We start from the raw sequence: 20,497 nt of genomic DNA, 5'->3' as shown, positions 1-20,497 counted from the left end.
GCGCGGTGGAACACTTTCTGGCATTAACCCTGGCGGGGCGTTTGCCCCATCACTTTCACGGCGAGACGGCCCATTTCCGCTGGCACTGGCTTGGGGAGGGGATCCTTGAGCTGACGCCGCATGCGCGCTGCGAGCGCGGGCTGGTGCTCTCCTGCGCCATCCATGGCAACGAAACGGCGCCGGTGGAGATTGTCGACCGGCTGGTGCAGCGGCTGGTTCGGGAGGAACTCCCCCTGCGCTGGCGGCTGCTGGTGATCGTCGGTAACCCGCCGGCGCTGCGGGCGAATAAACGCTATCTGCACAGCGATATGAACCGGATGTTTGGCGAGCGCTGGCGGCAATTCCCGGCCAGCGAGGAGACGCAGCGGGCGCAGCGGCTGGAGCAGGCGGTGGGCCGCTTCTATCGCGACCACGATGGTCCGCGCTGGCACCTCGATCTGCATACCGCGATCCGCGGGTCGCTGCATCCGCGCTTCGGGGTGCTCCCGGCCCGCGATACGCCCTGGGAGGAGGATTATCTTCACTGGCTGGGCGGCGCCGGGCTGGAGGCGTTGGTGTTTCATCGCCAGCCAGGCGGGACCTTCACCCACTTCAGCTGCGAGCGGTTCGCGGCGCTGGCCTGCACCCTTGAGCTGGGCAAAGCGCTGCCGTTGGGGGAAAACGATCTGACGCAGTTTGCCGCCGCCGAGGGGGCTATCTCCCGACTGCTGGTGGGGGATCTGGCCATTGCCGACGCCCCGGCGCCGTTGCGCTACCGGGTGGTGCAGCAGATCACCCGCCATAGCGACGATTTCCGTCTGCATATGGCGGATCGGACGCTGAACTTCACCCCCTTCGCCCCAGGCACGCTGCTGGCGGAGGAGGGGGAGATGCGGTATGTGGTGGGGGCAGAGCCGGAGTATGTTCTGTTTCCCAATCCGGCGGTGGCCAGGGGGCTGCGCGCTGGCCTGATGCTGGAAAAATTACCCTGAGGGCAAGCCGTCCGCCGGGCGGCCTGCTTAATTTCGCGCGTCGTTTTACATCTTCTTATTTTTTCGTGCGCCAGCGTAAATTTGCAGATTATTCCTGGTAAAATGCTTTGTTTTTAATCTCTCCTCCTTTATACTCTCCATAATTTCTCTGCAAAACAGTAGGTTATTTATTTTTTATTGCAATTCCTCGTTCAAATTCCTTATTTTCTCCATAATTGGTGAGAAACTGTTTTTTACACTTTCATTGTTTTACTCTTGCTCTGACTAATTGACGATTAACGTCGTAAAGTTAATCTCGTCAACACGGCAACGCGCCGTAAGAATAACGTAAAGTAAGGATTGAATGATGAAGAAACTCACTGCACTGTTTGTTGCCTCTACTCTGGCTCTGGGCGCGGCTAACCTGGCTCACGCCGCCGATACCACCACCGCGCCGAGCGACAGCAAGCCGATGATGATGCATCATAAAGGCGGCCCAGGTCAGCATGACATGATGTTTAAAGGCCTCAACCTGACCGATGCGCAGAAGCAGCAGATCCGCGACATCATGAAGAGCCAGCGCGAAAATATGAAGCGTCCGTCCCTCGACGAACGCCGCGCGATGCACGAGCTGATCGCCAGCGATACCTTCGACAAGGCGAAAGCGGAAGCGCAGATCGATAAGATGGAGGCGCAGCATAAAGCGATGGCGCTGTCCCGCCTGGAAACGCAGAACAAGATCTACAACATTCTGACCCCAGAGCAGAAAAAACAGTTCAATGCCAATTTTGAGAAGCATCTGACAGAACGCAACGCGCCGGCAGGTAAAATGCCTGCACCCGCTGAATAATGTAGCGTACTGAATCAAGACCGCCGGTCTTGCCCAATAATGCCATCAGGCGTTGGGCAGGGCCGGCGGTTTTTTCTTTCTGGCTTCTCAGCTAAGCGGGTGCAGCGGGTAGTTGCCGCTGAGCAGAGGTTTACAGAGAATTTTGTAACCATCCTGGTCGAATCCGGCGGGCAGGCGGGTAAGCTCAGCGGCCTGGTCGAGCGAGTCGACGGCCCCCAGCCACAGCCAGTTATGAATGACATGATACTGCGTCATATCAGGGCCGCGCTCCTCCAGCGCCACCGGTCCTGCCCAAGGCCAGCACACCAGCTGCAGCTTGCTCATCTGCGCCAGCAGACGCTGGCGGTGCGCCTCCACGCTCTCCTTTCCACAGCAGGCGCCGGCGCAGCGGCCCAGCGCGGATCGAAAGCAGGCGCGACCGCGGCTGAGCGGCTCCAGACCGAGCAGGCCATAACAGAGGCGCTGTTCGTCAGCGAGGCTCTGCAGCATCTGCAGCGCCGCCCGCCGGTTGGCGAACAGACCATAGAGATGCTGCTGATGAGAGAAATCAACCTCGCGGGCATAGACAATCTGCGGCCGGTCGTCCGCAAGCAGCCAGGCGCAGAGTTGCTTGTTACGCCGTAGCCGCTTGTTAAACAGCGGCTGCTGCTCTTTAATTAACCGCGCCTCCAGCAGCAGGGCCCCCAGCTCGCCAGCGGTGCGCTGCCAGGTAATACGCCGGGACTGACGCAGCATCGCGGCCTCTTCAGGCGTGCGCAGGTGGGAGAGCACCCGGCTGCGCAGGTTAACGCTCTTGCCGATATAGAGCGGCATCGTGTCGCTGTCGCCGTGAAATTGATAGACGCCCGGCAGCTTCGGCAGCGCCTCCAGCCACGGGCGAAGGTGTTCGGGATATTCATAGATCGCCGCCGCCTCAAACTCCAGACGCGGGGCAGATTGCTTTCTGGCCACAATAACTCCTGATACTGTCTATCTATCCAGTATAGCAGGCGGTTTTTGCGGCGAAAAGCGCAAAAAATAACCCCGGCGCGGGCCGGGGCGGGGGAGGGACTATTTTTTCCAGAAATCGTCAAAGACGGTGATGGGCGGCCGACGCTTGTGTTCGGTTTTCAGATACCAGCCTTCGATCGTTTTGGCGATGCTGGGGTCCAGCGTTTTGCCTTCCAGATAATCGTCGATATTCTCATAGGTGACCCCCAGCGCCACTTCATCCGGCAGGGAGGGGCGATCGTCTTCCAGATCGGCGGTCGGCAGCTTCTTATACAGATGTTCCGGGCAGCCGAGATGGGCCAGCAGCTGTTTGCCCTGACGTTTGTTCAGGCGGAAGATCGGGTTGATGTCGGTGCCGCCGTCGCCATATTTAGTGAAGAAGCCGGTAATCGCTTCCGCCGCATGGTCGGTGCCGACCACCACCCCTTTGGTCATCCCGGCGATGCTGTACTGGGCTTTCATGCGCTCACGGGCTTTTTCGTTGCCGCGAACGAAGTCGCTCAGTTCGATCCCCGCTTCGCGGAGGGCCTGTTCGCTTGCCAGTACCGAGGCTTTGATATTCACCGTCAACACGCGGTCAGGCTGAATAAAGGCGATGGCATCCTGGCAGTCCTGCTCATCCGCCTGCACGCCGTAGGGTAAACGGACGGCGATAAACTGCAGGCTGCTGTCGCCAGTTTCGGCGCGCAGTTCATTGATCGCCATCTGGCACAGTTTCCCCGTCAGGGTCGAGTCCTGGCCGCCGCTGATACCCAGCACCAGCGATTTAATAAAAGGGTAAGTCTGCAGATAGGATTTCAGGAAATCGACGCTGCGGCGGATCTCGCCTGCGGCATCAATCTGCGGCTTCGCGCCCAGCGCCTGAATAATCTCTTGTTGTAGCGTCATCGCGCCCTCCGAAAGTGAATCTGTTTGGCAACCTGTTGGCTTAAAGCTACCTCTTTGCCGCTGAAACGACAAGGACCGGGGTTTTGACTGCCGGAAAAGAAGGCAATCAATGACATAGGATTTCATTATAGATGCCCGCGCGCAGGAGAAAGCGCCGGTCGTCGGCGGAGCGTCAATCCTGTTTACGCAATAACACAATCAGACATGATTTCGCTGTTCGGCTTGAAAAATAACACTATTTATTCCAGGCTTATCGTTACACAGTGGAAGAGAGGAACCAAAATGAACAAAAGCTTAGCAGGAATACTGGGCGTCACCGTCGCGTTAACCTTACTCGCGGGCTGTACCGCTTACGATCGTACCAAAGACCAGTTTACCCAGCCGGTGGTGAAAGATGTGAAGAAAGGAATGTCGCGTGAGCAGGTGATGCAGATCGCTGGCAAACCTTCAACGGAAGTGACGATGGTCCATGCCCGCGGCACCTGCCAGACCTATATCCTCGGTCAACGAGATGGTAAAGTGGAGACCTACTTTGTGGCCCTCGACGAAACGGGGCACGTGATGAACTCCGGCTACCAGACCTGCGCTGAGTATGATACGGATCCGCGCAACGCTAAGTAAGCGCCCTACTGTTGACTGAGTTGTACGTAAGCCCGACCACTGGTCGGGCTTTTTTGTGAGTCCTGATGCTTATTTAATTGCGCGAATTATTTGGATGAAAATGTGAGGGTAGTCAAAACCGGAGGTCAATGAGAGACAATTCTGTTCAACAGGGAATTATCACGACGGCTCAGGTTGCCGTATACTCAACCCATAAACAGAATTAACCGGATGTTACCAGTCTTACCGGCTCTCAGCGGTTACTGAAGGCCCTGGTCTCACACATTGAGGAAGCGTTCATGGAAAAGAAACACATTTATCTGTTCTGCTCGGCAGGCATGTCCACGTCACTGCTGGTCTCCAAAATGCGGGCGCAGGCGGAAAAATACGAAGTCCCGGTCATTATTGAAGCCTATCCTGAGACTCTCGCGGGTGAAAAGGGACCGGAAGCCGACGTTGTATTATTAGGGCCACAAATTGCGTATATGTTACCGGAAATTCAGCGCCTGCTGCCGAATAAACCGGTAGAAGTTATCGATTCTCTTCTGTATGGCAAGGTGGATGGTTTAGGTGTATTGAAAGCCGCCGTCGCGGCCATTAAGAAAGCTGCAGCACAATAATTTTAAATTTTAAAACTCGATATATTTTGACGCCTGGCGGCATCCCGTTGCCGGACGTCAAAGAATAAAGAGTTTATTTTCCCGTCAAAGAGTAATTTCATACATCATCGCCGTAATAGTTTATTGCGGCTTTTAAGGGTATTGACTATGAGTAAAGTGATCGACTCGCTTGAAAAGGTACTCCTTCCTTTTGCAGTGAAAATAGGAAAGCAGCCGCATATTAATGCGATTAAAAATGGATTCATTAAATTAATGCCGTTGACCCTCGCCGGGGCCATGTTTGTATTAATTAACAACGTTTTTCTGAGCTTCGGCGAAGGCTCTTTCTTTTATTCCATGGGCATTCGCCTGGATGCCTCCACCATTGAAACCTTAAACGGTTTTAAGGCTATCGGCGGTAACGTCTATAACGGCACCCTCGGCATTATGTCGCTGATGGCGCCATTCTTTATTGGCTCCGCGCTGGCGGAAGAGCGCAAAGTCGACCCGATGGCCGCAGGCCTGTTGGCGGTCGCGGCCTTTATGACCGTGACCCCGTATAGCGTGGGCGAAGCCTATGCCGTCGGCGCCAACTGGCTGGGCGGGCAGAACATCATCTCCGGCATGATTATCGGTCTGGTCGTCGCGGAGCTGTTCACCTTCGTGATCCGTCGCAACTGGGTAATCAGACTCCCGGACAGCGTGCCGGGGTCGGTATCGCGCTCTTTCTCCGCGCTGATCCCTGGCTTCTTGATCCTCTCCATCTTCGGCATTATCTCGTGGGCCCTGTCGAGCTACGGCAGCAACTTCCACCAGATCATCATGGACTCCATCTCTACGCCGCTGGCGGCGATGGGCAGCGTGGTCGGCTGGGCATACGTCATCTTTAACTCCCTGCTGTGGTTCTTCGGGGTGCACGGTTCGCTGGCGCTGACCGCGCTGGATAACGGCATCATGACGCCGTGGGCGCTGGAAAACATCGCGCTGTACAACCAGTACGGATCGGTTGATGCGGCGATCGAAGCGGGTAAACAGTTCCACTTCTGGGCCAAGCCGATGCTCGACTCCTACATCCTGCTGGGGGGTTCCGGGGCGACGCTGGGTCTGATCATCGCCATCTTTATCGCTTCCCGCCGCGCTGACCATCGTCAGGTTGCGAAGCTGGCGCTGCCGTCAGGCATCTTCCAGATTAACGAACCGATTCTGTTTGGCCTGCCGATCATCATGAACCCGGTCATGTTCATCCCGTTCGTGCTGGTCCAGCCGATTCTGGCGGCCATTACTCTCGCGGCCTACAGCCTGGGGATTATCCCACCGGTGACCAACCTGGCGCCGTGGACCATGCCAACTGGCCTGGGGGCGTTCTTCAACAGTAACGGCAGCGTCGCCGCTCTGCTGGTCGCCCTGTTCAACCTTGGCGTCTCCACCCTGGTCTACCTGCCGTTTGTGGTGCTGTCGAATAAAGCGCAGACCGTCATCGAGCAGGAAGAGAGCGAAGAAGACATCGCCAACGCACTGAAATTCTGATACCGCGCGGTACGGGCAGCGTCCCGTACCGCCTGAGAAATGAGGGAAATATTATGTTTGATCTGGACAACATCGACGCGGTAGAGACCCCGGAAAACGACCTCGAAGAGGTGGTGATGGGGTTGATTATCAACTCAGGACAAGCCCGTAGCCTGGCCTATGCCGCGCTAAAACAGGCCAAGCAGGGGGATTTTGCCGCGGCGAAATCGATGATGGAGCAGTCGCGTCAGGCGCTGAGCGAGGCGCATCGCGTGCAGACCCAGCTTATCGAAAGCGACGAGGGCGAAGGGAAAATGAAGGTCAGCCTGGTGCTGGTGCATGCTCAGGATCACCTGATGACCTCCATGCTGGCCCGCGAGCTGGTTGCGGAATTGATTGAGCTGCACGAGAAGGTACAATAGGCCATCACGACGATGAGGCAGCCCAGGATGATGACCACCGAGATCAGTACCGCCAGAGAACAGCAGTTGTTCAACGGGAAGAACTTTCATGTGGTCATCTATAACAAAACGGAAAGCGTGAGCGGGCTCCACCAGCATGATTACTACGAATTTACCGTCGTATTAACCGGGCGCTATTACCAGGAGATCAATGGCAAACGGGTGCTGCTGGAGCGCGGGGATTTTGTCTTTATCCCGATGGGCTCGCACCACCAGAGCTTCTACGAATTTGGTGCGACGCGCATCCTTAACGTCGGCATCAGCAGGCGCTTCTTTGAGAAACACTATCTGCCGCTGCTGCCGTTTGGCCTGGTGGCGTCGCAGGTCTATGCCGTGCAGAGCGCTTTTCTCGGCTATATTGAGTCGGTCATTGCCTCACTCAATTTTCGCGAAACGGAATTTGACGAATTTATCGAACTGGTCTCCTTTTATGTCATTAACCGTTTACGTCACTATCGCGAAGAGCCGGTTGCAGACGTCGTTCCACAATGGTTAAAAAATACCGTTGAGGCCATGCACGATAAACTGGAGTTTGGCGAGAGCGCCCTCGAGAATATGGTTCGGCTATCGGGCAAAACGCAGGAATATTTAACCCGGGCGACCCAGCGTTATTATGGTAAAACGCCGATGCAGATAATTAACGATATCCGTATCAACTTTGCCAAAAAGCAGCTGGAAATTACCAACTATTCGGTGACGGATATTGCCTATGAATCAGGGTACAGCAGCCCGAGCCTGTTTATTAAAACCTTTAAAAAGCTGACCTCGTTTACGCCGAGCAGTTATCGCAAACATTTGACCAGTATTAATTAAACCCGCGCGGTATTAGCCGCCCGGCTTACACCGTAACTAATTTAAGTTAACTGTCCGCATTTATGCGGAGAGCGGCCTGCGCCCAGGCGCAGCGCCTAAGGGAGAAAAAAATGAGCCAGAAATTAAAAGTCGTCACCATTGGCGGCGGTAGCAGCTATACCCCGGAATTACTGGAAGGTTTCCTGAAACGTTATCATGAACTGCCGGTGACAGAGCTGTGGCTGGTGGATGTGGAAGAGGGCCAGGAGAAGCTCGATATTATCCATGCGCTGTGCGAGCGGATGGTGGAAAAAGCCGGCGTGCCGATGAAGGTTTATAAAACGCTGGACCGCCGCGAGGCGCTGCAGGGCGCGGATTTCGTTACCACCCAGCTGCGGGTGGGCCAGCTGAAGGCGCGTGAAAAAGATGAGCGCATCCCGCTGAGCCACGGCTATCTTGGCCAGGAGACCAACGGGGCGGGCGGGCTGTTTAAAGGGCTGCGTACCATCCCGGTGATTTTCGACATCGTGAAAGATGTGCAGGAGATCTGCCCGGACGCATGGATCATTAACTTCACCAACCCGGCGGGCATGGTCACCGAGGCGGTCTATCGCCACACCAGTTTCAAACGCTTTATCGGCGTGTGCAACATTCCCATCGGCATGAAGATGTTCATCACCGACGTGCTGCAGCTCAGCCCGAGCGATGAGCTGAACATCGACCTGTTCGGTCTGAACCACCTGGTGTTCGTCCGCGACGTGCTGGTTAACGGTGTCTCGCGCTTCGATGAACTGCTGGACGGCGTTGCCTCCGGCCGCCTGACCGCGAACTCGGTAAAAAATATCTTCGACCTGCCGTTTAGCGAGGGGCTGATCCGCTCCCTGCGCCTGATCCCATGCTCCTATCTGCTCTATTACTTTAAGCCAAAAGAGATGCTGGCGATTGAGATGGGCGAGTACTATAAGGGCGGCGCGCGCGCCCAGGTGGTGCAGAAGGTGGAGAAGCAGCTGTTCGAGCTGTATAAAAATCCGGATCTCAAGGTCAAGCCGAAGGAGCTGGAGCAGCGCGGCGGCGCCTATTACTCCGATGCCGCTTGCGAAGTGATCAACGCTATCTATAACGACAAGCAGACTGAGCACTATGTGAATATCCCGCATCATGGCCATATCGATAATATCCCGGCGGACTGGGCGGTCGAGATGAGCTGCACCTTAGGTCGCGATGGCGCGAAGCCGACGCCGCGCATCACCCATTTCGACGAAAAGGTGCTGGGGCTTATCTACACCATCAAAGGGTTTGAAGTGGCGGCCAGCCGGGCGGCGATCAGCGGCGAGCTGAACGACGTGCTGCTGGCGCTGAACTTAAGCCCGCTGATCCATTCCGATCGTGACGCCGAGCAGCTGGCGCGGGAGATGATTCTGGCTCATGAAAAATGGCTGCCGAACTTTGCGGCGACGATCGAAAAACTGAAAGCGTAACGGGAGCGGCAAATGGAACGGGTATTGATCGTCAACGCCGACGACTTCGGCCTCAGTAAAGGGCAGAACTACGGCATTATCGAAGCCTGCCGCAACGGCGTGGTGACATCGACTACGGCGCTGGTCAACGGCGCGGCTATTGACCACGCCGCCCAGCTGAGCCGCAGTACGCCGGAGCTGGCGGTCGGGATGCACTTTGTGCTGACGCTGGGCGAACCGCTGTCGGCCATGCTGGGGTTAACCCGCGACGGCCGGCTGGGCAAATGGATCTGGCAGCAGGCGGAAGAAGATACCCTGCCGCTGGAGGAGATTGCCCATGAGCTGGCGTGTCAGTACCGTCGTTTTATCGATCTCTTCGGCCATGAGCCGACGCATCTCGACAGCCATCACCATGTGCATATGATCGCCCCGATCTATCCCATCGTCGCCGCTTTTGCCCGCGACAAGGGCATCGCGTTGCGCATCGATCGCCAGGTGGCGGCGCAGAGCGGTCTCGATCAGCAGGCGGCGCGCAGCAGCGCAGGCTTCAGCAGCGAGTTTTATGGGGAAGCCGTCTCTGAGGCGCTGTTCCTGCAGACGCTGGACGCCTCAATCGCCCGCGAGGAGCGCTCCCTGGAGGTGATGTGTCATCCGGCCTTTGTCGACCAGACCATCATGGGCAGCGCCTACTGCTACCCGCGGCTGGGCGAGCTTGATGTGCTGACCTCTGCCTCGCTGAAAGCGGCGGTGGCCGACCGGGGTTATCGCCTGGGAACCTACCGCGACGTGTAAGCCCGACGGGGGAAAGGAAAGTGAGTCAAGCCCGGCACACCGTGCCGGGCTTTTTGCTACGCCGGAATAGCGGCGATTTTCGGGCTTCTCGACCACACCCGGTGGGCCGTCATCAGCGCGAGCAGTTTATCTGCCGCCGGGGTGTCGAGAGCATCGGTAACGATGACGCCCTCTTCGCCCTGGGCCGGGACCTGGAGAACCGACGTTAACTGCCGCGCATCGCCTGCCAGCAGGATCGGCTTCAGGTGCTTATAGGCCTCCAGCAGGTAGTAGCGCGCATCGCCGCTCTGGCTCAGGGCGCTGAGGTCGCCGCCGGGCACCACCACGGCATCCACCGTCAGCGATGGGGAACCGGCGAAGGTGCCGGCGATCGGCACGGGAGAACCATCGTCGGCGATGACCTCGCCCATCCGCGAATAGAGCAGTTTACTGTGCACGCCCTGAGCCTGTAGCGCCTGCAGGAGATGGACCAGGTCCTGCGCCGAGGTACGCTCATTGAGCAGCACCGCCACCACGCGACCTTTCACATCCCCTTCGGCGTCCGCATAGAGGCTGAGGGTGGGATCTTTCTCCACGCCGTTGACCGGGGAGGGCAGAGTGAGGCTGCGCTGCTCATCGCTCAGTTCGATACCTAAATTCGCCCCGACCGCTTCCGCCAGCCGGGTATCAATATGGGCCAGGTGATCGACCACCCGCTCGCGGATCCAGGTGCGGACCACTTTGCTGAGCTCGAAGCTGAAGCCATCGATAATATGCTGCTGCTCAATCGGCGTCTGGCTCAGCCAGAACAGACGCGGCTGGGCGTAATATTCGCCGAATGAAGGGCTGCGCTGGCGGATCTTCTCGCCGTCGACGCGTTCGGCAAGGGACTCGAAACCGCCGCGTTTGGCGGCTGGCGGCGTCTCGCGCGGCCAGTTGTCGTTGATCGAGTTGGGTTCGTAGTTGGCCGGGTTGGTGTCAATCTCCATCCGGTGCATACCGTCGCGCTGGAAGTTGTGGTACGGGCAGGTTGGCCGGTTGATCGGGATTTCATGGAAATTCGGTCCGCCGAGGCGGCTAATCTGCGTATCGGTGTAGGAGAAGAGACGTCCCTGCAGCAGCGGATCGTTGCTGAAATCGATGCCCGGTACGATATGCCCGGGATGGAAGGCCGCCTGTTCGTTCTCGGCAAAGAAGTTGTCCGGGTTGCGGTTGAGGACCATTTTGCCGACCCGTTGCACCGGCACCAGCGCCTCAGGGATCAGCTTGGTGGGATCTAACAGGTCGAAGTCAAAATCAAATTCGTTCTCCTCGGGGATCAGCTGCAGCCCGAGCTCAAATTCCGGGTAGTCCCCGGCTTCAATGGCCTCCCACAGATCGCGGCGATGAAAATCGGGGTCACGGCCGGTCAGCTTCTGCGCTTCATCCCACACCAGCGACGCCTTGCCGGCGACCGGTTTCCAGTGGAAGCGAACAAAGGTGGCTTTGCCCTCGGCATTGATCAGGCGGAAGGTGTGGATCCCGAAGCCTTCCATGGTGCGATAGCTGCGCGGGATGCCGCGATCGGACATCGCCCACATCACGTTGTGCAGCGTTTCCGGCTGCAGGGAAACGTAGTCCCAGAAGGTGTCGTGAGCGCTTTGTCCCTGGGGTATGGCCCAGTGGGGCTCAGGCTTCACGGCGTGGACAAAGTCGGGAAACTTCAGCGCGTCCTGAATGAAGAAGACCGGGGTGTTGTTGCCGACGAGGTCAAAAATCCCCTCGTCGGTGTAAAACTTGGTGGCGAAGCCGCGAATATCGCGAACGGTGTCCGCCGACCCCGCGCCGCCCTGCACGGTGGAGAAGCGCACAAAGACCGGGGTGATTTTATCGGCTGCCGAGAGAAAATCGGCTTTGGTCAACGCTGTCAGACTTTTGTAGGGCTGGAAGTAACCGTGGGCCGCTGAGCCGCGGGCATGTACGATACGCTCCGGAATTCGCTCATGGTCGAAGTGGGTGATCTTCTCCCGCAGAATGAAATCTTCCAGCAGCGTTGGGCCGCGGGCGCCGGCGCGCAGCGAGTTCTGATCGTCGGCAATGCGCACGCCCTGGTTGGTGGTCAGCGGATAGTCTTCTCCGCCTTTGCGCTGCGGCTCCAGGGCGTCAAGTTTGCTGCTGTGGGTATCAGGCGCTTTCAGGCTGCCAGGGGCGGTCGGTTCAGCGCCAGGGGCGGTGGGTTTCGGCGTGGGGCGCCACTCCCGGTCATCCGGCGCCAGCGAGTCGAGACCCGGCTGCGCTTCCTCGCTGCCGTGAACCGGTGCCTGCTGGTGGTGCGGGTTTGGGTGCTTATCAGACATTGCTCGTCTCCTGCTTTCATTGCTAAAAGTGGTCGTTGATAAACCAAAACCCTTCTAACTATAGAACATTACGCTGGCTGCGCCCGGCGAGGGGGCAGGGAGTTATCCTAAAATGCGCATCGGCGGCAGGGGGGCGACGAACGGGACCACAATCGGCTATGATAGAGGTTTCTGTTTCCCGCTTTGCTTAGTGAATCCATTTGTTATGAAACCATTGCGCCAACAAAATCGCCCTGTCATTAGCTACGTGCCGCGCGTGGAGCCTGCGCCCCCGGAACATGCCGTGAAAATGGACCATTTTCGCGATGTCTGGATTTTGCGCGGGAAGTATGTCGCCTTTCTGCTGATGGGGGAGCATTTCCGCCGTTCACCGGCGTTCAGCGTGCCGGAGTCGGCGCAGCGCTGGGCTAACCAGGTGCGTCAGGAAGGTGAGATTGAAGCCTGAATCTGCTGCAGAAATAAAAAAACCGCTGATTATCAGCGGTTTTTTTGTGCTTACCGTTTAGCGATGCGCCAGTTCGGCCTCTTCTTCGCTATCGAAAATCGACTTGTCGGTCTGGCGCAGCCACTGGCTGGTCAGCGTCCCGGCGGTCATGGAGCCGTTAACGTTCAGCGCGGTACGCCCCATATCGATCAGGGGTTCGACGGAGATCAGCAGCGCCACGAGGGTCACCGGCAGGCCCATCGCCGGCAGGACGATCAGCGCGGCGAAGGTGGCCCCGCCGCCCACCCCGGCGACGCCCGCCGAGCTGACGGTGACGATGCCCACAAGGGTGGCAATCCACATCGGATCCAGCGGGTTGATGCCTACGGTGGGTGCGACCATCACCGCCAGCATGGCCGGGTAGATACCGGCGCAGCCGTTCTGACCAATGGTGGCGCCAAAGGAGGCGGAGAAGCTGGCAATCGACTCCGGTACGCCGAGACGACGGGTCTGCGCTTCCACGTTCAGTGGAATGGAGGCGGCGCTGGAGCGGCTGGTGAAGGCGAAGGTGATCACCGGCCAGACTTTACGGAAGTACTTCAGCGGGCTGATGCCGTTAATCGCCAGCAGCAGGCCGTGAACGACAAACATGATGCCCAGCGCGATGTACGAGGCCACCACGAAGCCGCCAAGCTTGATGATATCCTGTAGATTCGACCCGGCAACCACTTTGGTCATCAGCGCCAGCACGCCGTAAGGGGTCAGCTGCATCACCAGACGAACCAGCTTCATCACCCAGCCCTGCAGGGTATCGATGGCGGTCAGTACGCGCTGGCCTTTTTCCACATCCTCTTTCAGCAGCTTCAGGGCTGCGACGCCGAGGAAGGCCGAGAAAATGACGATGCTGATGATCGAGGTCGGGTTAGCCCCGGTGAGGTCAGCAAACGGGTTCTTCGGCACGAAGGAGAGGATCAGCTGCGGGACGCTGAGATCGGCCACTTTACCCACATAGTTGCTCTGAATGGCGTTCAGACGGGCGGTCTCCGCGCTGCCCTGGACCAGCCCCTCGGCGGTGAGGCCGAACATGTTGGTCACCAGCACGCCAACCAGGGCGGCGATCATGGTGGTGAACAGCAGAGTACCGATGCTCAGGAAACTGATTTTCCCCAGCTGCGAGGCATTGTGCAGGCGGGCCACGGCGCTAAGGATTGACGCGAAGACCAGCGGCATAACGATCATTTGCAGCAGCTGGACATAACCGTTGCCGACGATATTGAACCACTGGATGGAGTCTTTCAGCACCTGGCTGTCAGACCCATAGATCAGCTGTAGCGCCAGACCGAAGATCACGCCAATCGCCAGGCCGACCAAGACCTTCCTGGCCAGGCTCCACTGTTTATGGCGAGTTTGCCCCAGCGCAAACAGCAATACGGCGAACACGACTACGTTCGCTATTAATGGAAAGTTCATCCCCGTTCTCCTGATATTTTTATAACCTGGGCTGGTGGATAACCAGCTCTTATGACCGCAAGGTTAGCAGAAGGCGTTATCAAGGACTTATATTCAAATGGAATGGGTTATAACCAAATGGTGTTTTCTGCCGGTTTATCGCCCACTCTGGTGACTTATGAAGCGATTGAAGGTGATCTGCAGGGAATTAATCACCCCGGAAGACCAGCGTATCGCGCTGTTGTCCGCCAGCGTCTGCGGCATCCAGACGGCATAGACGAATAGCGCCATGCATAAGGCGCGCTCCAGCTGGTTGCCTTTGCGCGGCGCAAGGATCGGCAGCCGGAAGCGCCAGCGACACGGCCATAGCAGCGGCACTCCGGCGGGGGTGAGCATATCGGCGAGAATGTGGCTGAGATAGCCCAGCACCAGGCCCTGGAGGGCGTCCGCCGGGACAATCCAGCTGTCAGGCACCTTGAGGTAGAATAGCGTCAGCGCGCCAAACACCGCCAGCAGGCTGTGGGTGAAGCCGCGGTGGCCAAAGGCCCGCGCCACGGGCCTGGAGATCCAGCTCAGCCGCTGGCCAAGAAACGACTTTGGGTGATCGATGTCCGGCAGCAGGCAGGTCAAGACCGCGGAGGGCACAATATGCCACCAGTCGCCCTGCGCCAGCACCGGCGTTAACTCTGCGTTTTTGGCAAATACTGCGCAGGCGATTGAAAAGAAGAGATGGCCTTCCGCCGTCATGATAACACACCCTAAACTGTCGATTCATACAGTATAGGGTTTTTATACAGTGCACGGAAGAGGTGACGGTGTAACTCTTTGTCACAAATTCTCAGCGCGCCAGCCATCCGCCGTCGACGGCCAGGGTATAGCCATGAATATAGTCGGCGGCGGACGAGGCGAGAAACACCGCCGGCCCCTGCAGGTCACCCGGCACCCCCCAGCGACCGGCGGGGATACGCTCAAGGATTGCCTGGTTACGCTCTTCATCTTCGCGCAGCGCCTGGGTGTTATTAGTGGCCATATACCCGGGCGCAATGGCGTTGACGTTGATACCCTGACCAGCCCATTCGTTGGCCAGCAGGCGGGTCAGGCCCAGCACGCCGCTTTTCGAGGCGGTATAAGAGGGGACGCGGATCCCGCCCTGAAACGAGAGCATCGAGGCGATGTTAATAATTTTCCCGCCTTCACCCTGGCGAATGAACTGCCTGGCGACCGCCTGGCAGAGGAAGAAAACCGCTTTCAAATTCAGATCGATGACCGCGTCCCAGTCGCTTTCCGTGAAGGTCAGGGCGTCATGGCGGCGGATAATCCCGGCGTTGTTAACCAGAATATCGACCCGGCCCATCGCCGCCACCGCCTGGTCGACCAGAACGGTCATATCATCCTGATGGCTGAGATCCGCCTGAATGGCATGAAAGCGGCGGCCCAGCGCCTCAACCTGCGCGGCCGTGTCGTGGGGAATTTTGCGGTTGATGCCGACGATATCGCATCCGGCCTGCGCCAGGCCCAGCGTCATTCCCTGTCCCAGGCCGGTATCGCAACCGGTCACGATGGCGACCTTACCCGTCAGGTCGAAGGCGTTCAGTACCATATTCACCTCTGCGTGCTGATCTTCAGGCGTACGATGACGCCACCTGTGCCCAGCATAGAGGCAGGAAAACAAAATTACAATTAAAATGAAACGCTGTTTTGATTTTATTGCCGGCGGCGTGACGGCGATCGCGTCAGCCGCCAGCGGCCTTATCCGAGCAGCGCCTCGACGGTCAGGGCCTGCAGTGACGGCAGCTTGACGTCCGCCAGCACAAAGCGCGGGTCGCGGCTGTTCTCCGCTTCCGGCACCACGATAGCGCGCATGCGTGCAGCTTTGCTGGCGATCATGCCGTTGACCGAGTCCTCCAGCGCGACGCAGCGCTGTGGGTCGACCCCGAGGGCGGCGGCGCAGTTGAGATACACCTGCGGGTGCGGTTTGCTCCAGGGTAGATGCTCCGCCGAGGCGAGGGCATCAAACTGATCGCGCAGCTCGAACATATTGAGCACTTTCTCCAGCATCACCAGCGGCGAGGCTGAGGCCAGCCCAACCTTCAACCCCTGGGCTTTACACAGGGCCACCGCCTCGCGCACCCCCGGCAGCAGCGGACGTGAGGCTTCCACCAGTTCGATGGCGCGACGGATAATGCGCGCGGTGGCTTCCGCGCGGTCCACGCCGCGCCACGGTTGCTGCGCGTACCACAGATCCACCACCAGGTCGATTCGCAGACCCAGCAGGTCGGGCAGTTCATCGCGGCGGCGGGTATCCACCCCCAGGCTCTCCATGACCTCGACCTCCGCCTGATCCCAAAGCGGCTCAGAGTCAATCAGCAACCCGTCCATATCAAAAATCGCAGCCTCAATGCGGCGCTTCGCTGACATATGTCCTTCTCCTGTTGCGTAATCAGATAAACGAATCGGCATTCATGGTATATCATACCGCGCATTATTGGGCGAAATTCGCCGTGGAAGATAGACTTATACCCGACACATTCGGGTAAGCGAGGAGCGCCTGCGCCACGCAACGGGCGGCAGGCGAACCACTAACGCGTCTTTAACAAGGGGAACTCATGACGTACCAACAAGCTGGACGCATTGCGGTCATCAAACGTATTTTGGGATGGGTCATCTTTATTCCCGCCGTGCTGTCGACGCTGATTTCTGTCCTCAAATTTATGTATGAGCACAGTGAAAAGAAACCCGGCATTGACGCGGTAATGATGGATTTTGCGCACGTCATGATTGAGATGATGCGCTTTAACACGCCGTTCCTGAACTTTTTCTGGTACAACTCACCGCTGCCGGATTTCCACCACAGCCTGAACATCGGCTTCTGGATTATCTTCATTCTGGTGTTCGTCGGTATGGCGCTGCAGGCCTCCGGCGCGCGGATGGCGCGGCAGGCGAAATTTCTCCGCGAGGGGATTGAGGATCAGCTGATCCTCGAGCAGGCGAAAGGCGCGGAAGGGTTAACTCGCGAGCAGCTCGCCGAACGCATTGTGGTGCCGCGACATACGATCCTGGTGCAGTATTTCCCGCTGTACGTGCTGCCGGTGATCGTAATTGTCATCGGCTACTTCTTCTTCTCGCTGCTGGGCTTTCTCTAAGCCAGGTGCCCGGTTAGCCGGGCGCCATCTTATTCCGCCGGCAGAGGGCGTGGTTTACCCTGATTATCGACGGCAACGTAGATAAACAGCGCTTCCGTCGCCTTGTAGCGCTGGCCAATCGGTTCTGAAGAGACTTTTTTCACCCACACTTCGATGTTTATGGTCACCGAGGTATTGCCGCGCTTCACGCAGCGGGCATAGCAGCACACCACGTCGCCGACGGCCACCGGGCGTAAAAAGGTCATCCCATCCACGCGCACGGTCACCACGCGACCCTGGGCGATCTCTTTGGCCATAATGGCGCCGCCGATATCCATCTGCGACATCAGCCAGCCGCCAAAAATATCCCCGTTGGCATTAGTATCCGCCGGCATTGCCAGGGTGCGTAAAACCATTTCGCCCTTCGGGGCGAGATCTGTTGTTGTCATGCTCTACTCTGTTGTGGTCAAAGACGATCAGCGGGATGCTACTATGAAAACGGCGGAGAGAGAATAGGGGATAGCGCCCGCGGAGGCGGGCGCAGGCTGCCGGGGAGTTAGTGGTGGTCGTCCTGCGGCATATGGCGGTAGATGTAGATCCCGCTCAGCAAGGTAAAGACCAGCGTGAGAGCGGTTAAACCGAAGACCTTAAAGTTAACCCAGATATTCTGCGGCAACCAGAAGGCGATATAGATATTAGCCAGCCCACAGAGGATAAAAAACGCCGCCCACGCCAGGTTTAGACGCGACCAGACCTGCTGCGGCAGGGTCAGCTCTTTACCCAGCATGCGCTGGATAAGCGGCTTTTTCATTACCCACTGGCTGAACAGCAGCGCGCCGGCGAACAGCGCATAGATCACCGTCACCTTCCATTTAATAAACTCATCATTGTGGAAGAAGAGCGTTAATCCGCCGAAGACGGCCACCAGCACGAAGGTGATCAGCGCCATTTTTTCGATTTTACGGTAGCGCACCCAGCTGTAGATCAGCACGATGGCGGTCGCCACAATCAGCGCCGTGGTAGCGGCGTAGATATCGTAAAGCTTGTAGAAGGCGAAGAAGACCACCAGCGGTAAAAAATCCAGAAACTGCTTCATACATCGATCCCGTCTGTCAGGACGGACCGGGAAATTTCCCGGTCCAGGTTAAAATTAGCTACGGATAAGCATATACACGCGGAATAAATAGATCAGCAACAGGGCGGAAATCAGGTTGCTGATGGTGTTGATGACCACCGCGCCGACGTTCGGCGTTAGCACGGCAAAGCTGGAAGCGAACAGCAGCAGCAGGGTTTTCGCCACCAGCCAGCCGATAATGGCCGGCGCCACCAGCCGCAAATTGGCCCAGGCCAGACGCATGCTGCTGCGCATGGCGCTGAGGATGCCCATTTTGTCCTGCACCAGCATGATCGGCGCAAAGGCCAGCACAATGGCCAACAGGACGCCGGGCACCAGCACTAACATCATCCCCATCTGCACCAGGAAGGTGGTGAAGAGGATCAACAGCAGCAGCTTCGGCAGCACCGGCGCCGAGGCGCCGATAGCGCGCAGAGCGCTGACGCGATGACCGGCAGAGACCAGCTGGATGAGCAGCAGGACGCCGCCGGCGAGGATCGCATTGCCCACCAGACCCGAGAAGGTCGATGCCGCCGAGGCGCGCAGCAGAACCTGCTGCTGCTCCGGCGTCATATTCTGCACCAGCTCGAACAGGCCTGCGCTACCGGCGAGGTTATCGCCTTCGCTGAGTATCGACAGCTGCTCGTCGCTGGGTGAAAAGGCATGGCCAAGTACTACCGTAATGAACGCGCACAACAGCGCAATCAGCAAAATGGTAATGAACTGATTACGAAAAAAATTCCCGGTGTCACGGTAGACGGACTTCGCCGTGATAGACATGCATTCTCCTTGAGTGTCGCAGGTGTTAACTAGCCGGCGATTGTACCGCAAATCGTTCCGTCGTAGCACTCTCTGCGCCGGTCAGGGCAGGTATATCTTTGTAAAGAGGCCGCAATGGCGGCAGGCCATAGCGCGCTCGCGCCCGGTTGCAGGCGTCGTTTTCCTCGCCATCTTCCCCGGACATGGCGAATTCGCGACATGGCGAGGGACGGTTTTCATAGATAGAGCAGTGGACGGCGTCGCCGATCTCGCCCGATAGCGCCACGCAGCGGCCCTGGCGTTGATTGGTGCCGCTCATGCAGCGCAGGAAAGGGGTTAGCGGCTCGGTCAGCGCGGAGGGCACCAGGCCACCCGCGTCGTCGGCTTCCGCCCAGTAGAAAGAGACACGAAAATACGCACAACAGGCACCGCACGTCATGCACGGGTTGATTTCACTCATAATTACACCTGAAAAAAACGCATCAACACAGATTGTCGGCAGTTAACTTATCCAGCCGCCTCAGCGGCGGCAAGAGGGGCAGAAATAATTTTTTTCGCGAAAAGTGAAAATTGATGTGTGAAGGATTCAGCGTATTGCGATCGGTATCAAAAATTAATCTGGATCAATAAATGTTAAATCTAAGGTTTTAGTGTGATCTAAAACAGATCAAACGTAACTCGTTATAGGTATATTTGGCCGCGCTGAAAAACCATAATGAGGAAGTGGACATGAAGAAGTTAGCAGCGGCGGCATTAATTCTAAGCACTCTTTCCACCGGCAGCGTCTGGGCGCATGAAGCGGGTGAATTTTTCATTCGCGCCGGGACCGCCACCGTCCGACCGACGGAGGGCTCTGACAATGTGTTAGGCAGCCTGGGCGGTTTCAACGTCAGTAACAACACTCAGTTGGGTTTAACCTTTACCTATATGGCGACCGATAACATCGGCGTGGAACTGCTGGCGGCAACGCCGTTCCGCCATAAGGTTGGTACCGGGCCCACCGGCACCATCGCCACCGTCCATCAGTTGCCACCCACCCTGATGGCGCAGTGGTACTTTGGCGATGCGCAAAGCAAGGTGCGCCCTTACGTGGGGGCGGGGATTAACTACACCACCTTCTTTAATGAAGACTTTAACGATAACGGCAAGGCGGCCGGGCTTTCCGATCTGAGCCTGAAGGACTCCTGGGGCGCGGCAGGGCAGGTCGGCCTCGATTACCTGATTAACCGTGACTGGCTGCTGAATATGTCGGTGTGGTACATGGATATCGATACCGATGTGAAATTCAAAGCCAACGGCGTGGACCAGAAAGTCAGCACCCGCCTGGATCCGTGGGTGTTTATGTTCTCTGCAGGCTATCGGTTCTAACGCCTGCTGCAAACTGGCCAGCGGACGGCCAGTTTGTTGCCTCCTCACTCCTCCCTGCGAT

24 protein-coding genes are annotated in these 20,497 nt (G+C 57.7%); 13 read left to right on the top strand and 11 right to left on the bottom strand.

Annotated features, from left to right (window positions below):
• The first annotated feature begins 5 nt into the window (after positions 1-5).
• Positions 6-971, top strand: coding sequence for a succinylglutamate desuccinylase (gene astE, locus ACLH1U_RS10045; protein ID WP_121936162.1), 966 nt, complete (start codon positions 6-8; stop codon positions 969-971).
• Positions 972-1,314: 343 nt separating this feature from the next.
• Positions 1,315-1,800 (top strand): ATP-independent periplasmic protein-refolding chaperone Spy, encoded by a 486-nt coding sequence (gene spy / locus ACLH1U_RS10040; RefSeq protein WP_072096650.1) that lies wholly within the window; start codon positions 1,315-1,317, stop codon positions 1,798-1,800.
• An 87-nt stretch (positions 1,801-1,887) separates the two neighbouring features.
• Here the strand turns inward: spy and cho are convergent, their stop codons facing one another.
• Positions 1,888-2,751 (bottom strand): excinuclease Cho, encoded by an 864-nt coding sequence (cho, locus tag ACLH1U_RS10035; RefSeq protein WP_023289300.1) that lies wholly within the window; start codon positions 2,749-2,751, stop codon positions 1,888-1,890.
• Between the two features lie 99 nt (positions 2,752-2,850).
• Positions 2,851-3,678 carry an ammonia-dependent NAD(+) synthetase gene (nadE, locus tag ACLH1U_RS10030; protein WP_023289301.1) on the bottom strand — a complete coding sequence of 276 codons (828 nt, stop codon included), beginning with the start codon at positions 3,676-3,678 and terminating at the stop codon, positions 2,851-2,853.
• 282 nt (positions 3,679-3,960) lie between these two features.
• On the opposite strand from nadE, the gene osmE reads away from it, so the two are divergent.
• The 8 genes from osmE (at position 3,961) to chbG (ending at position 9,885) form a co-directional block, all read left to right on the top strand.
• Positions 3,961-4,299 carry an osmotically-inducible lipoprotein OsmE gene (osmE, locus tag ACLH1U_RS10025; RefSeq protein WP_023289302.1) on the top strand — a complete coding sequence of 113 codons (339 nt, stop codon included), beginning with the start codon at positions 3,961-3,963 and terminating at the stop codon, positions 4,297-4,299.
• A gap of 278 nt (positions 4,300-4,577) precedes the next feature.
• The gene (chbB, locus tag ACLH1U_RS10020; protein ID WP_002901547.1) at positions 4,578-4,898 is read left to right on the top strand and encodes a PTS N,N'-diacetylchitobiose transporter subunit IIB; all 321 of its coding nucleotides are present in this window, start codon (positions 4,578-4,580) and stop codon (positions 4,896-4,898) included.
• A gap of 19 nt (positions 4,899-4,917) precedes the next feature.
• Positions 4,918-5,034, top strand: coding sequence for a hypothetical protein (locus tag ACLH1U_RS10015; protein ID WP_032429133.1), 117 nt, complete (start codon positions 4,918-4,920; stop codon positions 5,032-5,034).
• A gap of 11 nt (positions 5,035-5,045) precedes the next feature.
• Positions 5,046-6,404 (top strand): PTS N,N'-diacetylchitobiose transporter subunit IIC, encoded by a 1,359-nt coding sequence (gene chbC / locus ACLH1U_RS10010; RefSeq protein WP_004203823.1) that lies wholly within the window; start codon positions 5,046-5,048, stop codon positions 6,402-6,404.
• 53 nt (positions 6,405-6,457) lie between these two features.
• Positions 6,458-6,805: a PTS N,N'-diacetylchitobiose transporter subunit IIA gene (gene chbA / locus ACLH1U_RS10005; protein WP_023289303.1), complete on the top strand. Its 348-nt coding sequence runs from the start codon at positions 6,458-6,460 to the stop codon at positions 6,803-6,805.
• Between the two features lie 27 nt (positions 6,806-6,832).
• Positions 6,833-7,657 (top strand): transcriptional regulator ChbR, encoded by an 825-nt coding sequence (gene chbR / locus ACLH1U_RS10000; protein WP_004203825.1) that lies wholly within the window; start codon positions 6,833-6,835, stop codon positions 7,655-7,657.
• A gap of 110 nt (positions 7,658-7,767) precedes the next feature.
• Entirely contained in the window at positions 7,768-9,114 is a 1,347-nt protein-coding gene (locus ACLH1U_RS09995) for a 6-phospho-beta-glucosidase (protein WP_186977433.1), read from the top strand.
• A 12-nt stretch (positions 9,115-9,126) separates the two neighbouring features.
• A complete protein-coding gene (chbG, locus tag ACLH1U_RS09990) occupies positions 9,127-9,885 on the top strand; it encodes a chitin disaccharide deacetylase (RefSeq protein ID WP_411299228.1) in 759 nt (252 codons plus the stop codon).
• Between the two features lie 56 nt (positions 9,886-9,941).
• On the opposite strand, the gene katE is transcribed toward chbG, so the two are convergent.
• Positions 9,942-12,200 carry a catalase HPII gene (gene katE, locus ACLH1U_RS09985; protein WP_023289306.1) on the bottom strand — a complete coding sequence of 753 codons (2,259 nt, stop codon included), beginning with the start codon at positions 12,198-12,200 and terminating at the stop codon, positions 9,942-9,944.
• Between the two features lie 190 nt (positions 12,201-12,390).
• Here katE and cedA point away from each other — a divergent pair, with 190 nt between their 5' ends.
• Positions 12,391-12,645, top strand: coding sequence for a cell division activator CedA (cedA, locus tag ACLH1U_RS09980; RefSeq protein ID WP_008807754.1), 255 nt, complete (start codon positions 12,391-12,393; stop codon positions 12,643-12,645).
• Positions 12,646-12,702: 57 nt separating this feature from the next.
• Here the strand turns inward: cedA and ACLH1U_RS09975 are convergent, their stop codons facing one another.
• The 4 genes from ACLH1U_RS09975 to hxpB all read right to left on the bottom strand — a co-directional run bounded on the left by ACLH1U_RS09975 (position 12,703) and on the right by hxpB (position 16,491).
• Positions 12,703-14,094, bottom strand: coding sequence for an L-cystine transporter (locus ACLH1U_RS09975; protein ID WP_411299227.1), 1,392 nt, complete (start codon positions 14,092-14,094; stop codon positions 12,703-12,705).
• A gap of 135 nt (positions 14,095-14,229) precedes the next feature.
• Entirely contained in the window at positions 14,230-14,820 is a 591-nt protein-coding gene (locus ACLH1U_RS09970; RefSeq protein ID WP_023289309.1) for a metal-dependent hydrolase, read from the bottom strand.
• Between the two features lie 91 nt (positions 14,821-14,911).
• Positions 14,912-15,673 carry a 2-dehydro-3-deoxy-D-gluconate 5-dehydrogenase KduD gene (kduD, locus tag ACLH1U_RS09965; protein ID WP_032452531.1) on the bottom strand — a complete coding sequence of 254 codons (762 nt, stop codon included), beginning with the start codon at positions 15,671-15,673 and terminating at the stop codon, positions 14,912-14,914.
• Between the two features lie 149 nt (positions 15,674-15,822).
• The gene (hxpB, locus tag ACLH1U_RS09960; protein ID WP_017898668.1) at positions 15,823-16,491 is read right to left on the bottom strand and encodes a hexitol phosphatase HxpB; all 669 of its coding nucleotides are present in this window, start codon (positions 16,489-16,491) and stop codon (positions 15,823-15,825) included.
• A gap of 188 nt (positions 16,492-16,679) precedes the next feature.
• Here hxpB and ACLH1U_RS09955 point away from each other — a divergent pair, with 188 nt between their 5' ends.
• Positions 16,680-17,216, top strand: coding sequence for a YniB family protein (locus ACLH1U_RS09955; protein WP_023283571.1), 537 nt, complete (start codon positions 16,680-16,682; stop codon positions 17,214-17,216).
• A 29-nt stretch (positions 17,217-17,245) separates the two neighbouring features.
• Here ACLH1U_RS09955 and yciA read toward each other — a convergent pair whose 3' ends face one another.
• From yciA to ACLH1U_RS09935, 4 genes are all read right to left on the bottom strand, one after another.
• Positions 17,246-17,644, bottom strand: coding sequence for an acyl-CoA thioester hydrolase YciA (gene yciA, locus ACLH1U_RS09950; RefSeq protein WP_002901629.1), 399 nt, complete (start codon positions 17,642-17,644; stop codon positions 17,246-17,248).
• 107 nt (positions 17,645-17,751) lie between these two features.
• Positions 17,752-18,291, bottom strand: a complete 540-nt coding sequence (locus tag ACLH1U_RS09945; RefSeq protein ID WP_004203842.1) for a septation protein A — start codon at positions 18,289-18,291, stop codon at positions 17,752-17,754.
• A gap of 54 nt (positions 18,292-18,345) precedes the next feature.
• Complete coding sequence (locus tag ACLH1U_RS09940) at positions 18,346-19,089, bottom strand: YciC family protein (protein WP_023289311.1); 744 nt, start codon at positions 19,087-19,089, stop codon at positions 18,346-18,348.
• 25 nt (positions 19,090-19,114) lie between these two features.
• Entirely contained in the window at positions 19,115-19,528 is a 414-nt protein-coding gene (locus ACLH1U_RS09935) for a YkgJ family cysteine cluster protein (protein ID WP_237902080.1), read from the bottom strand.
• Positions 19,529-19,797: 269 nt separating this feature from the next.
• On the opposite strand from ACLH1U_RS09935, the gene ompW reads away from it, so the two are divergent.
• Entirely contained in the window at positions 19,798-20,436 is a 639-nt protein-coding gene (ompW, locus tag ACLH1U_RS09930) for an outer membrane protein OmpW (protein WP_048334791.1), read from the top strand.
• Positions 20,437-20,497 lie beyond the last annotated feature (61 nt).

It is taken from the genome of Klebsiella sp. 1SOBk5mer (assembly GCF_046603115.1).
Classification (GTDB): Bacteria; Pseudomonadota; Gammaproteobacteria; order Enterobacterales; family Enterobacteriaceae; genus Klebsiella; species Klebsiella quasipneumoniae.
The sequence above is the reverse complement of the archived record's forward strand: the minus strand, read 5'-3'. Positions and strand labels throughout refer to the sequence as shown.

Bases quoted from the DNA above. Each gene is read 5' to 3' on its own strand.
- ACLH1U_RS09970 (WP_023289309.1), bottom strand. From the start codon at position 14,820: ATGACGGCGGAAGGCCATCTCTTCTTTTCAATCGCCTGCGCAGTATTT.
- chbB (WP_002901547.1), top strand. From the start codon at position 4,578: ATGGAAAAGAAACACATTTATCTGTTCTGCTCGGCAGGCATGTCCACG.
- yciA (WP_002901629.1), bottom strand. From the start codon at position 17,644: ATGACAACAACAGATCTCGCCCCGAAGGGCGAAATGGTTTTACGCACC.
- ACLH1U_RS09935 (WP_237902080.1), bottom strand. From the start codon at position 19,528: ATGAGTGAAATCAACCCGTGCATGACGTGCGGTGCCTGTTGTGCGTAT.
- kduD (WP_032452531.1), bottom strand. From the start codon at position 15,673: ATGGTACTGAACGCCTTCGACCTGACGGGTAAGGTCGCCATCGTGACC.
- osmE (WP_023289302.1), top strand. From the start codon at position 3,961: ATGAACAAAAGCTTAGCAGGAATACTGGGCGTCACCGTCGCGTTAACC.
- chbG (WP_411299228.1), top strand. From the start codon at position 9,127: ATGGAACGGGTATTGATCGTCAACGCCGACGACTTCGGCCTCAGTAAA.
- ACLH1U_RS09945 (WP_004203842.1), bottom strand. From the start codon at position 18,291: ATGAAGCAGTTTCTGGATTTTTTACCGCTGGTGGTCTTCTTCGCCTTC.
- chbC (WP_004203823.1), top strand. From the start codon at position 5,046: ATGAGTAAAGTGATCGACTCGCTTGAAAAGGTACTCCTTCCTTTTGCA.
- ACLH1U_RS09995 (WP_186977433.1), top strand. From the start codon at position 7,768: ATGAGCCAGAAATTAAAAGTCGTCACCATTGGCGGCGGTAGCAGCTAT.
- spy (WP_072096650.1), top strand. From the start codon at position 1,315: ATGATGAAGAAACTCACTGCACTGTTTGTTGCCTCTACTCTGGCTCTG.
- ACLH1U_RS09955 (WP_023283571.1), top strand. From the start codon at position 16,680: ATGACGTACCAACAAGCTGGACGCATTGCGGTCATCAAACGTATTTTG.
- chbA (WP_023289303.1), top strand. From the start codon at position 6,458: ATGTTTGATCTGGACAACATCGACGCGGTAGAGACCCCGGAAAACGAC.
- ompW (WP_048334791.1), top strand. From the start codon at position 19,798: ATGAAGAAGTTAGCAGCGGCGGCATTAATTCTAAGCACTCTTTCCACC.
- katE (WP_023289306.1), bottom strand. From the start codon at position 12,200: ATGTCTGATAAGCACCCAAACCCGCACCACCAGCAGGCACCGGTTCAC.
- ACLH1U_RS09975 (WP_411299227.1), bottom strand. From the start codon at position 14,094: ATGAACTTTCCATTAATAGCGAACGTAGTCGTGTTCGCCGTATTGCTG.
- nadE (WP_023289301.1), bottom strand. From the start codon at position 3,678: ATGACGCTACAACAAGAGATTATTCAGGCGCTGGGCGCGAAGCCGCAG.
- ACLH1U_RS09940 (WP_023289311.1), bottom strand. From the start codon at position 19,089: ATGTCTATCACGGCGAAGTCCGTCTACCGTGACACCGGGAATTTTTTT.
- chbR (WP_004203825.1), top strand. From the start codon at position 6,833: ATGATGACCACCGAGATCAGTACCGCCAGAGAACAGCAGTTGTTCAAC.
- hxpB (WP_017898668.1), bottom strand. From the start codon at position 16,491: ATGTCAGCGAAGCGCCGCATTGAGGCTGCGATTTTTGATATGGACGGG.